The 15344-nt window shown below is 50.6% G+C and carries 12 protein-coding genes; 1 reads left to right on the top strand and 11 read right to left on the bottom strand.

What is annotated here, in order from left to right; genetic code table 11:
• Positions 1 to 28: 28 nt before the first annotated feature.
• Together FN001_RS00805 and FN001_RS00810 are read right to left on the bottom strand one after the other, a co-directional pair.
• Positions 29 to 1015, bottom strand: a complete 987-nt coding sequence (locus FN001_RS00805) for an ABC transporter permease (RefSeq protein ID WP_117484691.1) — start codon at positions 1013 to 1015, stop codon at positions 29 to 31.
• Positions 1012 to 2520, bottom strand: coding sequence for a sugar ABC transporter ATP-binding protein (locus tag FN001_RS00810; protein ID WP_142410512.1), 1509 nt, complete (start codon positions 2518 to 2520; stop codon positions 1012 to 1014). The genes FN001_RS00805 and FN001_RS00810 overlap by 4 nt, the downstream gene beginning before the upstream one ends.
• A 246-nt stretch (positions 2521 to 2766) precedes the next feature.
• On the opposite strand from FN001_RS00810, the gene FN001_RS00815 reads away from it, so the two are divergent.
• Positions 2767 to 3897, top strand: coding sequence for an aldose epimerase family protein (locus FN001_RS00815; RefSeq protein WP_117484689.1), 1131 nt, complete (start codon positions 2767 to 2769; stop codon positions 3895 to 3897).
• Between the two features lie 193 nt (positions 3898 to 4090).
• Here the strand turns inward: FN001_RS00815 and FN001_RS00820 are convergent, their stop codons facing one another.
• From FN001_RS00820 to FN001_RS00860, 9 genes are all read right to left on the bottom strand, one after another.
• A complete protein-coding gene (locus FN001_RS00820) occupies positions 4091 to 4405 on the bottom strand; it encodes a hypothetical protein (RefSeq protein WP_142410513.1) in 315 nt (104 codons plus the stop codon).
• A 216-nt stretch (positions 4406 to 4621) separates the two neighbouring features.
• Positions 4622 to 5116 carry an anaerobic ribonucleoside-triphosphate reductase activating protein gene (nrdG, locus tag FN001_RS00825; protein WP_142410514.1) on the bottom strand — a complete coding sequence of 165 codons (495 nt, stop codon included), beginning with the start codon at positions 5114 to 5116 and terminating at the stop codon, positions 4622 to 4624.
• A gap of 178 nt (positions 5117 to 5294) precedes the next feature.
• Entirely contained in the window at positions 5295 to 7427 is a 2133-nt protein-coding gene (gene nrdD, locus FN001_RS00830; protein WP_142410515.1) for an anaerobic ribonucleoside-triphosphate reductase, read from the bottom strand.
• Positions 7424 to 8122: an SMC-Scp complex subunit ScpB gene (gene scpB, locus FN001_RS00835; RefSeq protein ID WP_142410516.1), complete on the bottom strand. Its 699-nt coding sequence runs from the start codon at positions 8120 to 8122 to the stop codon at positions 7424 to 7426. Before scpB ends, nrdD begins: the two co-directional genes overlap by 4 nt.
• Positions 8123 to 8230: 108 nt before the next feature.
• Positions 8231 to 9025 (bottom strand): segregation and condensation protein A, encoded by a 795-nt coding sequence (locus FN001_RS00840; RefSeq protein ID WP_142410517.1) that lies wholly within the window; start codon positions 9023 to 9025, stop codon positions 8231 to 8233.
• Between the two features lie 98 nt (positions 9026 to 9123).
• Complete coding sequence (locus FN001_RS00845; RefSeq protein ID WP_142410518.1) at positions 9124 to 10023, bottom strand: metallophosphoesterase; 900 nt, start codon at positions 10021 to 10023, stop codon at positions 9124 to 9126.
• Positions 10024 to 10029: 6 nt separating this feature from the next.
• Positions 10030 to 10233, bottom strand: a complete 204-nt coding sequence (locus FN001_RS00850; RefSeq protein ID WP_142410519.1) for a hypothetical protein — start codon at positions 10231 to 10233, stop codon at positions 10030 to 10032.
• 96 nt (positions 10234 to 10329) lie between these two features.
• Positions 10330 to 11715: a D-alanyl-D-alanine carboxypeptidase family protein gene (locus FN001_RS00855; RefSeq protein ID WP_142410520.1), complete on the bottom strand. Its 1386-nt coding sequence runs from the start codon at positions 11713 to 11715 to the stop codon at positions 10330 to 10332.
• A gap of 218 nt (positions 11716 to 11933) precedes the next feature.
• On the bottom strand, positions 11934 to 15227 hold the full coding sequence (locus tag FN001_RS00860; protein ID WP_486463462.1) for a DEAD/DEAH box helicase: 3294 nt from the start codon (positions 15225 to 15227) through the stop codon (positions 11934 to 11936).
• Positions 15228 to 15344: the final 117 nt, after the last annotated feature.

Below are 15344 nucleotides of genomic sequence, written 5' to 3' on the forward strand. Positions count from 1 at the left end.
CGGATTTCCGGCCTTTGGTCCCTGGTATCTACAGGTTCTTCATGGAAGCTGCAAGCAGGTCTTTCTCTCGCTTCTGTTTTCTGATGTAGTCAGTTGTCAGAGCGAAAAGAAGAAGTCCGCCTTTTGCGACATACTGCCAGAAGCTTGGAACATTTACCATCGTAAGTCCTGTGTTGAAGGACTGGATCAGGATGATACCGAGGATCGTGCCGCCCATGTTGCCGACACCGCCGACGAAGGATACACCGCCGAGGATAACGGCTGTGATCGCATCAAACTCGAGGTTGACGTTTGCGGCCGGCTGTCCGGAGTTCATACGTGCCGCGAAGATGATGCCGCCGATCGAGCAGAGGATACCCATCATCACATAACAGGTTGTGATGATCTTTTTCGGATTTAAGCCTGCAAGTCTTGCTGCATCCATGCTGCCGCCGATCGCATATACGCTGCGTCCGAATTTCGTCTTTGCAAGGATGATACCGAATACGACGATGCAGATGATCATGATCCATACAGATACCGGAATGTTTAAGATCCTTGCTTTTCCGAGAAGAAGGAATGTCTTATTGCTGATGGATACCGGTTTTCCTCCGCAGATGATGTAGGCAAATCCACGGATGATGGACTGTGTTACGAGTGTTGCGATGAATGCCTCCAGATGGATCTTGTTGACCATGAATGCATTGAAGAAGCCTACGGCTGCTCCGCAGACGATCGTAACGATCACAGCTGCCGCGAACGGCATTCCCTTTGATACGAGAAGTGCTGCTACAACTCCCGAAAACGCTGCAAGTGAACCAGGAGACAGGTCGTTCTGACCGGCAATGATCAGATATGTATGTCCGACTGCGACCATTCCGACGAGGGATGCCGCGATCAGGATGTTGATCATGTTTGTGACGGACAGGAAGTTTTTATTCAGGCAGGTAAACAATGCAAATACTACAATGATCGCTGCGATCAGAACAAGCTTGTCGCCGTCAATATGGATCCTACTTTTTTTCTTTGTACTCATGCTTCTTTTACCTCCCCGATCATTCCCATGCTGAGAAGTGTACTCTCAGTTGCATCTTCTGCTGAAACCTCACCAACGATCCGTCTTGCACGCATGACAATGATCCGGTCGGATAATCCCATGACTTCCGGCAGTTCGGAAGAGATCAGGATCACGCCGAGTCCCTGTTTTGCGAACTGGCAGATCATCTGGTAAAACTCGGACTTTGCACCGACATCGATTCCTTTTGTCGGTTCATCCAGGATCAGGACCTTCGGATTCGTGCTGATCCAGCGTGCAACGATGCATTTCTGCTGGTTTCCTCCTGACAGCTCCACGATCTTTTTCTTTGCGGAAGGCGTCTTGATCTTGAAATTTTTAATGCCGTCTTCTGCGATCTTTTCTTCCTTCTTTGCATCTACAAAGCCGAGACTGTTGGAGTTTTTGTCCAGCATGGAAATATTGATGTTATCACTGATATCAAGGTTTGAAAGAATTCCCTGAAGTTTTCTGTCCTCCGGTACGAGAACGATCCCGTGTTCCATTGCTTCATGCGGAGATCGGTTCTGGATCATCTTTCCCTCGAGAATGATCTCTCCGCTGCGGATCGGATCCGCGCCGATGATCGCTCTCATGAGTTCTGTCCGTCCTGCACCGACAAGTCCGGAAAATCCAAGCACTTCACCTTTTCTGAGGACGAAGGAATTCTCTTTCACATAGTCGGAAGAAACATTTTTTACTTCCAGGAGAACCTCTCCGATCTCTTTGTTCCTGTCGAGATTTTTGTAGATATCTCCGAGATCACGTCCGACCATCATCCGGATCATCTCCGATTCCGGGACCTCACCGGTCTTTACTGTCGTCACATAATGACCATCCTTGAAGATCGCCACTTTGTCGGTGATCCTCTGGATCTCATCCATTCGGTGAGATACATAGATGATGATCTTGCCTTCCGCTTTCAGCTTTTCGATGATCTTAAACAGAGCATCGATCTCTGAATCGGAAAGGGATGCTGTCGGCTCATCAAAGCAGATTACCTTCAGATTCTCTCTCGAATATGCCTTCATGATCTCGACCATCTGCTGGTAAGCGATACTCAGATCTTTGACTTTTGTCGACGGGTGGATCGGAAGACCAAAATCTTCAATGATCTTTGATGCCATCTGGTTTGCTTTCTGGGTATCGATGAATCCAAAACGGTTGACCGGCATTCTTCCGAGATAAATATTCTCTGCGACCGAAAGCTCCAGAAGAATCTGACGTTCCTGATAGATAACGGAGATTCCTTCTTCGATCGCCTGATGCGGGGACTGGAAATGTTTTTCCACACCGTCCAGCAGATATTTTCCGCTTGTCGGCTGATAATCTCCATTCAGCACTTTCAGAAGTGTGGATTTCCCCGCTCCGTTCTCTCCAAGGAATGCCAGAACCTCGCCTGCATATGCCTTAAACGAAATATTATCCAGTGCTTTTACACCAGGGAAATATTTACAGATGTTCTGAAATTCCAACATACTGCTCATATTGCGTTCCTCCCTTTTTCACTGTCATTTTGAGTCTTTTCTTTTTTCGTACTGTATTGGCAGTCACTTCAGAAGATAATTTCTATTGTGCCTTTCGCTTTATTTACTTTATATTATACCTTTTTTCCAATAATCATCATTATCATCGCTTGCTGTATTGTTTTTAAATCTTGCTCTCGTCGTTTTTTTATGTTCTCTTTTTTGTACAAATATTTTAAACTGGAATCAGAAAGGAGATGGCGTATCATGCAGTTAAGTGATAAATTTTTCACATTTGATACCGGAGAAAAATCGCATTTTTTCGACATAATAACCAGTTCAGGACTCTCGCTCTCCCTGTTTTCGATTGGAGCGTCCATTCAAAAAATTGCTTTTAAAGGCAAGAAATGGTCCGACCATCCGGAAACAGACGGGAATGAACTTCCGATCACATTGAGTTCCGGCAATCCTGATTTTTACCGCATCTGTCCGTGTTATGCAGGAGCAACGCTTGCCCCGAATGCCGGAAGGATCTCCGGCTCCTCCATCCTTCTCGGAGGAGAAACGATCCCTCTGACCCCAAACGAAGGTGCGAACCAGCTGCATGGCGGTCCGCATAATCTCTCCGCTCAGAACTGGAACACAGAATTCGTCCGCCAGGATTATGATTCTGTCTCGATCGGATTTTCAGCATTTCTCGCCGACGGCGTCGACGGATATCCGGGAAATCGCACGTTTCATGCGGAATATACGCTCGATGACAGCAACTGGCTGACCATCCGGTACCGGGCATCGACGGACCGGCCGACTTATATCAATATGTCGAATCATACCTACTGGAATCTTTCCGGTGATTTCTCATCTTCCGCGCTTGATGAGACACTCACCGTTTTCGCAAACAATGTCTGCCTGAATAACGAGGAACATATTCCCGTCGAAATCATCCCTATTGCAAGGACGATATTCGATTTTTCCAGCCCGGCTTCTCTTAAAAGCCGGCTGGATTTTCTGCCGCGCGAAGAAAAACTCCGCTCCCGCTGCCGCAGGCAGATTTCCATCGCACGCGGTTACAACCATGCATTTATCCTGAGCCGTGACCAGACCTCCCGCAGTTTCCGGTCGCTTCCACAGCCTGTAAAAAAAGCATGTATCCTGAGCGATCCTGTTTCCGGACACTCCATCACGCTTTACACGGATGCCCCGGCACTCGTCGTCTATTCCGGCGGATTTCTCGATGATTCCATCGGATTCCCGGACGGCACGCACTCCTGCCCGTCATGCGCCATCGCGCTCGAAGCCCAGGATGTTCCGGATTCTCCGCATGTTCTGCCGGAACATTTTTCCATCACAACGCCGGAACATCCGTTTGAGCGGACGATCCGGATCCAGATCCGGTAAATGTCGCAGTACCACTTACAGTTCTGCCGCTGGCAGCTTCTTTCGAAATTCATTGAAATACAAAAAGGGACCTGGCCATCATCTGATATGCCAAATCCCTTTTTCCTTTATTTGTAACTATTCAGCACCTTCTCACACCTACAGGAATCTCCCCACTGAGCTTTCCTTCGGATGCATAGTTTCTGTTATATTGTCACCACCGGATCCAGATCTTCCCACTGTATTTCCAGTTTCCATACAGCAGCCGCCCAAACAGAGCCAATGCTGTGAGCTCAAAAAAGCGGATCGTCAGGCGGTCGGAACCTGCAAATGTCGTGAGCAGAGTCAGGAATGCGACCAGTGCAAGATACAGGAGATTCATTCCTTGAAAACGGACAAACTGTTCTTTTTCCCGGATCCTGTCATCATTCCGGATCCGCTCATAAGAACGTCCTTTTCCTTTTAAAAGGCGCATTCCGAGTACCGCCCATTCGATCGTTAAAATACAGAATACATATTTCGCCAGCATAGACATTCTTCCTTTCCATGAAAGTTCTCTGTAATTTTCTCTTCTATCCGTCCCATGAGTCTTCATGTTTTCTATGGTCTTATTGTATCACATGCCAACGCAGCTGTCACTGTCTCCTTCTGCCTCTCTCCTGCCGTGTACAGTTGTGGCAGCAGATTTTGCCGATTCGGAATGCGAAGAATCGGCAAAATCAGGAGTTGTCCCTGATCGTTTGTCCTATTTCGATTGATAGAGCACTACATTTTTATTTTTTAACGTCTGGTTCACATCGATGACTCTCTGGTTCGCGCTGCCTTTCCAGTGCAGGGTCACATCTTTTTCTGCTTCCACGAACGGTCCGTCCACCAGGACATCCACGTTTTTCAGAAACGGAAGATCCAGGATGTCTTCCCACAGAAATCCTGTATACAGCCAGATCGTCTTTTCCGGGAACTTTTCGTGGATTTCTTCGATCAGATTTCCCACTTCTTTCCGGTTCTGCCAGTGAAGCGGATCACCGCCGGAGAATGTCACGCCGGAGATCCAGGATGGCGCCAGCGCCTCGAAAAGTTCCTGCTTTGCCTCCTCGTCAAACGGGAGTCCGCCTTTCACATCCCATGTCACCGGGTTCTGGCAGCCCGGACAGGCATGGCTGCAGCCAGCAAGCCATAAGACGGTGCGCAGGCCGTCGCCGTTTAACATGTCCTCTTTTGTAATGTTGTGGTAGCGCATGAGATCACCTCTTTTTTATTTTATATTTTCACGCAGTGCACATATTCTTGTTTTTATTTCATAAAAACAAGAATCTCTCGGGCGTTCGCCCTATGTAAATTTTGCCAAACAAACCCTTATGCAAGCAAGCTTGCAACGCGTTTGTTTGACAAAATTTACGCACTGCTAACTGTTTCCATCACATCGATTTCCGCTCCGCGATCTCGGCCATCTTCGCATCATTCAGCCTCGTATCGCCCTTGACGCGGGAATAGCTCAGATATCCGTTCATACGGTCGATCTTTGTCAGGTTTTTGCTGCCGCAGACCGGACACACATCCATATTTAACTCCTCGTGTCCGCAGTCATCGCAGTAGGACAGCGACAGATTTACGCCCTCATAGAATCCCATCTTCATCGCGCGGCGCACGAGGGAGCGGATCGCCTCTTTATTGTAGTCGATCGGATATTTCACGTACTGGATCTTTCCGCCGTTGGAGAGTTCCCAGAACCGGTATTCGAGGTTCTGCTTCTGGATCGGCGTGATATCTTCCGTCACATGGCAGTGGAAGCCATTGCTGACATACTCACGGTCGGAGACATTCTCCACGATCCCGTACTTTTTCCGGAACTGCTTGACCTGAAGCCCACAGAGGTTTTCCGCCGGTGTCGCGTAGATCGCATAGAGATTTCCGTCCTCATGTTTAAACTGCTCCACCTTCTCATTGATGTGCTTTAAGACCTCGATCGCAAACGCCCCGTCTTCCACCAGGGATTTTCCGTTGTACAGTCTCTGCAGCTCATTGAACGCTGTGATCCCGAAGGATGCCGTCGCCGTCTTAAGGAGCGGTTTGATCTTATCGTGAAGTCCTAAATGACCTCCGTAGAATCCGCCCTCACAGTACGCTAACGGGTTTGTGGACGCGCGCATCTCTCCAAGGTACGCGTAAGTCCGGATATGGATCTTCCGGATCAGCTCCAGATAATAATCCAGGACCTCGTAGAAATCCTTGCTCTCCTGTCGTGCCTTTGCAAGGATCATCGGAAGATGCAGGCTCACAACGCCGATGTTGAAGCGGCCGACAAACACCGGAACATCATTCTCATCAGCCGGTTCCATGCCGCCCCGCTCATACCACGGAGAGAGAAACGCCCGGCAGCCCATCGGGCTGATGATCTTCCCGTATTTCTTGTACATGCTTGCGATATAACCTTCACCGGTCAGGGAGAGCCAGTCCGGATACATCGTCCTTGAAGAGCACTCGATCCCGGCCTCAAAAACGTCCTCAAGCTCTTTTCCCGGTCCGTGAAGGTTCTCATCATATAAGAACACAAGCTTCGGGAACAGGACCGGCTTCTTGTGGCCTTCTTTTCCCTGCCCTTTCTTTCTCACATTGAGCATCGTGATCGTCGCCATCTTTGCGAACCGGCTTGTTCCGGTTCCTGCCGTCATCGTGATAAACGGATAGTCACCGCGGCTGGAGGAAACGGAGTTGAACTTGTACTCCCAGCCCTGGAAGCCCTGTTCCATCTCTCTCTGAACGTCATTCCAGGCTATCTCCTTCGCTTTCTCCTCGTCGAGACCGAGATCGATATATTTTTCGATGTACTTTCCGTAGGATTTCTCGGCATACGGCGCCAGGATGTTCTCCACGCTCGGAACCGTAAAACCGCCGTACTGCTGGCTTGCCGCGCTTAAAACGATATCGCCGATGACGTCAAATGCGACATCCAGGGTCTTCGGCTCATTGTACCAGATATTTCCCATCTCAAAACCGCCGCTCAAGACCTCATTGACGTCAAACAGGCAGCAGTTCATCGTATCGCGTCGCGCGGACATATCGTGGATATAGATATATCCATCCCTGCATGCCTGAAGCTCCTCGACGGTCATAAAAAACTTCTGATATAAAGATTTATTCAACTCATTGAAGATCAGGCTGCGCTTCGTGGAGACAAGAGCACTGTCCGTATTGCTGTTCTCCTTGTCGCCGATGTACATGATGGACTGGCTCTTTTTGTAGACTTCATCGAGCATCTGGACGAAATCCTGCTTATAGTTGCGGTAATCGCGGTAGCTCTTCGCGACCACCGGGTTGACGCGCTCCAAAGCGCCCTCGACGATGTTGTGCATCTGGGCAATCGGGACTTCCGCCTCATCCAGGTCCTCCGCTTTTTCTTCCACAAATTCACAGATAAACTTACTCTCGGCCTTCGAGAAGTTGATCATCGCACGGTTTGCAGACTTATTTACCGCCGCCAGGACTTTCTGGACATTAAACTCCTCTTTCGTCCCGTCTTTTTTGACTACTTTGATCTCACTGCATTTCATGATATGGAATCCTCCCCGTAAGCCTCGTTGTTTTCTATCTCTTTCTCGTTCTCATTCTCGTTCTCATTCTCATCTGTATCTTCTTCCGGATCTTCGTCATCATCCAGCAGATGACCTTCCTCATCGATCCTCAGGTTCAGCTCTTCCTCAACCTCGCTCCGGATCTCTTCTCTTTGCTCCACATTCATTTCCGGGAGCTGTTCCGTGGATCCGACGCCGAAACGGCGCAGGAATTCCTCGGTCGTCGCAAAAAGTGCCGGGCGGCCCGGCGCATCTAGGCGACCCGCCTCATAGACGAGATCGTATTCCACAAGCCGGTTGACTGCATGATCCGATTTTACCCCACGGATCTTCTCGATATCGGCCTTTGTGACCGGTTGCTTGTAGGCGATGATCGCCAACGTCTCCATCACCACATCCGACAGGATCTGCTTTTTCGGCGTTGCCGCGACACGGATCAGATTTTCATAATAATCCACACGGCTGCACATCTGGTAGCTGTCATCCAGCCGGACGATCTGCATGCCAGCTTTTCTCTTGTCATATTTTTCCTTCAGGCGCTCCACGGCCTGGATGGCCGTCTCCTCATCCGATTCCAATGCCGCCGCAAGCTGGCGGATCTCCACAGACTGCCCCATGGTAAACAGCACGGACTCCACAACGGACTCCTGTGTTTTCAGGTTTTCCACTCTCATTCAAATTCCTCCACGATCGTATCATCCCATGTTTTCCTGCGCTCAGCACATTCGCCCGCCTGTCACCGTTTACACTCGTATATCCCGGCAGCAGACTTTTCCGCAGTCCTACTGAACAGTCGTGACGACGATTTCATTGTCATCTTGTTCCCCGCCTTCCGGCTCCAGAGATTCTATGTACATGTCATCAAACAGATGTTCCTGTGTCAGATGGATCTTTCCCACCTTCATGAGCTCCAACAGTGCAAGGAACGTCACGACGACCTCCGTCTTATCTCTCTGTTTTTCCAGCATCTGGCGGAAACTGAACTTCCGGTGTTTTCTCGCATAGCCGAGAACCGAAGTGATCTTCTCCTCCAGGCTCACCGGCTCCTTTTTGATCGTTCCGAACGTGCTGCGGACCGGATCGATCTTGTCCTGCTGCCGCTTCATGACCGCCTCAAAGATCTTCTGAAGCTTTGTGAGCGTCACACCATCCAGGAGTTTATCGAGATCCACCGGCTCCTCGTATTCCTTCACCTCCGGCGGGATCGTCGGATCTTTGTAGAACACACGGTCCGCCCCGGTCTCCAGATCCTTCAGCTCCTCCGACATCAGCCGGAATTTCTTATATTCCAGGAGGCGCATCACAAGTTCCGCTCTCGGATCTTCCTCCTCGCCTTCCTCATTTACTTCTTTCGGCAGCAGCATCCGCGCCTTGATATCGAGAAGTGTCGCCGCCATCACCAGGAACTCGCTGACCACATCCAGGTCTTCCTCATCCATCTTCCGAACGTACTCCATGTACTGGTCCGTGATCTCGGTGATCGGGATATCATAGATATTCACTTTGTTTTTTTCGATCAGATGAAGAAGAAGATCCAGCGGACCTTCAAACTTTTCCAGTTTGTACGATAATTCCATATACACCTCATGTTTTCAGATATCAGATGCCTTTGTGTTGCTTTGAACCGCAAAAAAGAATGTGCCATGGCACACTCTTTCCTTACGGTACATGGAAATCAGCTTTTTTCGCTCTTTCCATCCTCCAAACCGCAGAGCCGTATCACAACCACCTGCGGTTTATCATTTAACCGGATATTGATCGAATGGGTTCCAAGTCCCCGTCCGACGATCATCCGGCTCCTCTCTCCCCATCTTCCGGGAAGTTCAAACTCACCCGCACAGCGCGGATAAAAAAACTGGTACTGTGGGGTCATGACTCCGCCGAGGACCGGAAGCCGGATCGTGCCGCCGTGAAAATGTCCGGAGAGCGTAAGATCCGCTCCCCAGGCCGCATACTCCTCAAAAAACAGCGGAGAATGTGCGAGAAGAAGATTAAATCTTCCCGGATCCGGCTCTCCCAGGGCATCCTTCAAGAGGTTTTCCGGGATCTCTCCCGACCTTGGCAGGTAAGCGCTCTTCGGGAGGTCGAGACCATAGATCCTGATCTCTCCGTCGAGATCCGCAGAGCCGTTCGCGAGATAACGGATCCCGGCATTTTCCAGGGCAGCCCGGTAATTTTCATAGGCTGCACCGTAAATGTCAGACTTCCAGACCATCCGGCACTCATGGTTTCCATTTCCGCAGTATACCGGAAATTCTTTTGCGAGCTCCGTCAGAAGCTTTCTCGGAATCTCCACATCAGAATTTCCTTTTTTTGCAACCATCCCGTCCCCGCCGGATAAAACGGCATCCGGCTTCACCTTCCGGACCGCATCCAGCAGCCGGCAGTTCTGATCTCCGAACTCCTTATTGTGGAGGTCTGTCAGAAAGACGATCGTCTTTCCCGGACCGTGGATCTTTTCCGAGACGATCCGGTATTCTTCCGTAACAAGGCAGTCCCGCTCATACCGGGAACGCGCCAGGCAGCCGCCCCCAAATGCGATGGCGCCGGCAGCCAGAAACACTGCTGTCCCCAAATCAGATTATTCCTCCTCAAATACGCGGATCCCGCGCTCAACAACGCCTGCAAATGCCTGCGCATAGCTCTTGTACTCCGGATGTTTCGCAATGATCTTGTCCATCACGTCTTTCATCTCGCCGCTGATGATAACGGTGCATCCTGCTGCCTTCTTGTTGGTGGAACGATTCTCGTACATATCCTGCATTACTTTTACTCTTTCTTTCATGATAAAGCACTCCTCTTATTCTTTATTATTTTCAGAAATCACTGCCGTTTTCTCTTATGCGTGATATTCGCCGCTGCACACGGCAGCGCATATTTTTTACTGTACCCAGGCACCATCCGCGCCGACTTTATACTTGTTGTCGATCGTCGTATTTCTTACGATCTTGCCGTCTGCACCAAGATAGAACCACTTGCCGGAATCCTGTCTCCAGGCATTCTTCGCCATCGTCCCGTTGGACTCAAAATAGTACCAGTCAGTTCCGAACATCTTCCATCCGGTCACCATCTTTCCATCCGGGTCGAAGCCGAAATCAGCGGCATCGATCGTATAGATCGTTCCGACAGCCTTTGTTCCATCAGCGAATTCATATCTCCAGCTTCCGTTGTCCTGAACCCACTTTCCCGCAGTCTCCTGCTTCGCAGTAGTGGTCGTTGTCGTGCTGTTTCCGGTCGTATTGCCTTTCTCTGTATTGACATACTGATATCCGTAGTCCAGCATTTTCTTTGTATCTGCATAGTGGGTGCTCTTGGATTTTAAGATCACTGCGACCATGCGGACACCGTCCTTCTCAACACAGGTCACAAGAGTGTTTCCTGCCTTGGAAGTATATCCCGTCTTTCCGCCGACGATTCCTGCATAGTATCTGGAATCATTCGGATAGAGCATCTTGTGGCCCGGAGTGATCGTTCTCGCGGCAGCAGCCTTTGTTGCCGGGAACTTGTAGCTCAATGTGGAATCGATCTGGCAGAGCGTCTGATTCGCAAATGCGGCAGCTGCGATCTTTGCCATATCACGGCATGTCGTGTACTGCTGGTCAGAGTTTAAACCGTTCGGGTTCACAAAATGAGTGTTCGTGCAGCCAAGCTCCTTTGCTCTCGCGTTCATCAGATCTGCGAATGCGGAAATGCTGCCGGAGACATGCTCGGCAAGTCCGTTTGCAACCTCATTGGCGGATTTTAAGAGAAGTCCGTAGAGGCAGTCTTTTACAGATACCTGGTCTCCTTCCACAAGTCCGATCTTCACCGCACCGGACTCCAGATTTGTGACAGCCGTCTTTGAAAATGTCACCTTGTCGTCCAGTTTCGATTTCTCCAGCACAAGGAGCGCTGTCATGAGCTTTGTGGTGCTGGCCGGGGCGAGTTTCTCATCGGCATTCTTCTCGAAGAGAACTCTTCCGTTCGTCACATCATAGAGGATTCCTGCCTCCGATGTGATCTCCGGCTTTGTGATGGCATCTGCAGCCGCTTTTGCCGCTGCGCTCACCTGGCTCTGGGTGTTTCCACTGTTTGTATTGTTTGATGTACTGTTCTCATATCCCGGACCGCCCTCGTTTCCAGCCTGTGTCCCCGCTGTTGTCGTCTGAGTATTCTGGCTGGTCGTCTGTTTATCGCTGTCACGGATGATCGTAGCCGCCTGCACCGGCTGCGCCGCGAAGATCGCGCACGCAAGTGCAAACGGGATAATTCTGTTCATTTTTCTCATGTCTTTTTCCTCTTTTTCCGGTATATTTTCGCAAAGATGCCGCTGTTCACGCATTTTACCATGCGCAGACCTGCTGAAAAGTCACCTTTCCTCTCTCTATGCTAACATAGATCCACCGAAAAAACTTTGAATTTTTCTGTCGATTTTCTTATGTCATTGGCATTTCGTTACAGATGCCTGTCCGCACACTGCAGCAGGATCCTGCTGCCGGAAAGCAGCTATACATCCTCGTCCAGCATCCGGATCAGGTCTTCCCTTGTGATGCTGCTGAGTGCTCCGGTTCCCTCCGTCACCACAGTGTCCGCGAGATCCCGCTTCATCTCCTGAAGCTTCAGGATGTTCTCCTCGATCGTATGTTTTGTGATGAGTTTGAATACGGAGACCTGATTTTCCTGACCGATCCTGTGGGCACGGTCTGTCGCCTGGTTCTGCGCCGCCACATTCCACCACGGATCGTAATGGATCACCACATCCGCAGCTGTCAGGTTTAATCCTGTTCCGCCTGCCTTCAGGGAGATCAGGAACACCATCACATCGTCCTTCTGGAAAGAAGATGCCATCTGCATGCGGTCCCGCTTCGGTGTCGAACCGGTGAGCAGGTAGAACGGGATCTTCTCCTTTTTCAGACGCTTTGCGATGATCTCGAGCATCGACGTGAACTGTGAGAATAAGAGGATCTTATGACCCGCCGATGTCCCGTTCAAGAGCAGTTCCATGCAGGTGTCAAGCTTCGCAGAGCCGCCTTTATATCCCTCAAAACACAGGGACGGCTCACAGCAGATCTGGCGCAGACGCATGAGTTCCGCGAGGATCTGCATCCTCTCTTTTCCGTAGTCCCCGTCGGTTCCCTCCATCAGCTGTTCCTTTAAGGATGCGGCTGCCGCCGTGTAGAGATCCTTCTGCTCGCCTTCCATGTTGGAATACAGGACCGTCTCAAGCTTATCCGGAAGTTCCTTTAAGACGTCTTTCTTTAATCTTCTCAGGATAAACGGACCTGTGAGCTTCTTTAACTGGGCCAGGGCATTCGGATCCTGGTCTCTCACGATCGGCATCTCAAACGCCCGCTTAAATTTCTGCGAGGTGAATAAAAATCCCGGCATCAGGAAATCAAAGATACTCCACAGCTCTCCGAGATGGTTCTCGATCGGCGTTCCCGTCAGGGCAAAGCGTGTTCTTGCCGGAACAGCCTTTACAGACTTCGCCGCCTGTGTGGAGGAATTCTTGATATACTGCGCCTCATCGATGATCTCAAAGCGGAACTCCTTTTCATGATACCAGAGAATGTCTCTCTTTAAAAGATCGTAGGAGGTGATGATCACATCCGGCTTTTCTGTCTCGTAAGCTGCGAACATCTCCTCGCGCTCGGCCTGGTTTCCCGCCGCCGTCATGATCTTAAGTTCCGGTGCAAACTGGGCAAACTCATTTTCCCAGTTGTATACAAGGGACGCCGGGCACACGACAAGAGAAACTCCGCCGTTTTTCGCCTTCTCATCGAGCAGGAGGGCGATGACCTGGATCGTCTTTCCAAGACCCATCTCATCTGCGAGAATTCCACCGAAACCATATGCATCCAGGCTCTTTAACCACCGGTATCCGACTTTCTGGTAACTGCGGAGCGTTGAAGCGAGGCGCTCCGGGATCTCATAATCGCTGTCTTCCACGTCTTTCATGCCGCGGACCACCGCCTTGAACAGCTGGTCCCGGTAGACACTGACACTCTTATCCTCTTTTAACGCCGCATCCAGGAACATGGCGCGGTACGCCGGAAGTTTGATCGTCTCGGAACCAACCAGCTCTTTCGAGACACCCAGCTGTTCCGCGATCTTTGCCACCGTGAGAAGTCCGCCGTCCCCGAGTGTCAGGAAGTCGCCGTTCTTCATCCGGTAGAAGCTCTTTTTCTTCCCGTAAGCCGCAAGGACCGCCGCCAGCTCTTCCCTCGGAAGTGCCCCGGTATCCACCTCAAGCTCCAGCCATCTTCCAAGCGTTCTCACCTGGACAGATGTGCTCACCGGCGGGAGAACGCGGATCTTCTTGAAGGACTCGGACACGAACACGTCACCCGTGTCCATGAACTTCTTCATTCCCTCAGAGATCAGACGATATACCGCCTCGTCATCATTTTTGATCACAAGGTTTCCGGAACCGTCCTCCGTATATTTAAAGTAGGTAGTGATCAGCTGGCTCACCTTGAACTCTCCCGGAACATCCCGGCAGATCTCTTTCGGAACATTCTCATCTGCCAACGGTTGGAAGGAAAAATCTCCATATGCAAGCTCCGGGCGCAGATTGACCGTCCCGGCAGCGTCACTGTCAAAATAGAACGAGGCTTTCAACTCTTTCGGGCGGTAGCTCTCAAGATCCACGCCTTCTGAGCGGATCAGTCCGAAGGATTCCAGTTTTCTCAGAACACGCTCGTAAAAGAGCGGCATATCCCGGTCGTTGACCGAGACCTCGTTCTCCGCGTCCAGTCCCATGACCATGTATTCCATAAATACGGTCAGGCACTCCGTGTAGTCCGCATCACAGCAGTAGATTGCCTCCTGATCTGCGATAAACAGGGATTTTTCACCGGAAAAGGCCATGATATCCTTGTCCACGGTGACTTTGATGCCGTCTCTTCCCTCTTTTTTCACTACCGCGGTAAAGACCGGATTTTCCCTTTTTACTGTGAGCATCCGTTTTTTCTTCCGGTAGTCCTCGCACTCGATGGTCTGACCTTCCATGATCGCAAAGAAGCGCTCTCTCCCGGCTTTTCCGAGGATCAGCTCCTTTAACGCCGGCTCCGCCTCCATGGAAAATCTTCCGCTTCCGCGGTACTGTTCCCGGAAAAATCCGACACGCTCCATGATGAGAAGCGCCAGCGCACGGCTCTCCTCATCAAAAGCCTGGAGACTGTGGTGGAAAGCCAGTCCTTTTCCGTACTGGACAAGACTCATGTTTTCCATCGCTTTCGCGAAGGCGGTCAGATCCTTCACCGGGTACTGTTTCTCCCGTCCCACCGTGAAGCGGACCTTCACCTGTTCCCGCGAGATCGCGACGATCGGGACCAGACGGTAATGTCCTTCCTCGGAGGCCCCCATGATCCGGCTCACCTCACGGTTTGTGTATTCCCGGACCATAAAGCGGACCTTCTGTGAAGTGGAGACCGGATGTTTTGACTCTCTGCTCTCCCTGCGGATCCACTCCGCGAGCAGGGCATGGGCATGCGGGCACATCGGGATCCCGTCCGGTCCCTGTGTGCAGGAGACTCCGCAAAATCCAAGATTTCTTCCTGTTTTACTGATATGCGAACAAGAGTAGTCAAAATTCTGACTACCCTTGCGCAGGATACGGACACGGTATTCATCTTCCCCGTCCATGACGGTTCCTCTGATCTCTGTTTCGCCTTTCCAGAAGGTTTCGGCGGTAAGCTCCGTTACTTCCATATCGATTTGTCCCCCAGGTTTTTTAATAAAATATCCTACGAAACCAGATCGCTCCGCGCTTCGCGCTCCCACGATCTCAAACTTCATTCGCAATCCGGCCTCACGGCCTACTTGCTCATGAAGTTTTACCTGTCAAATGTCTGTGCATCTTGGGAAGCAAGCTTCCCCTTGGCGTCTCACCAGTGTATGAAATGAGATTGTTCC

This window comes from Clostridium sp. Marseille-P7770 (assembly GCF_902143525.1).
Lineage (GTDB): Bacteria > Bacillota > Clostridia > Lachnospirales > Lachnospiraceae > Pilosibacter.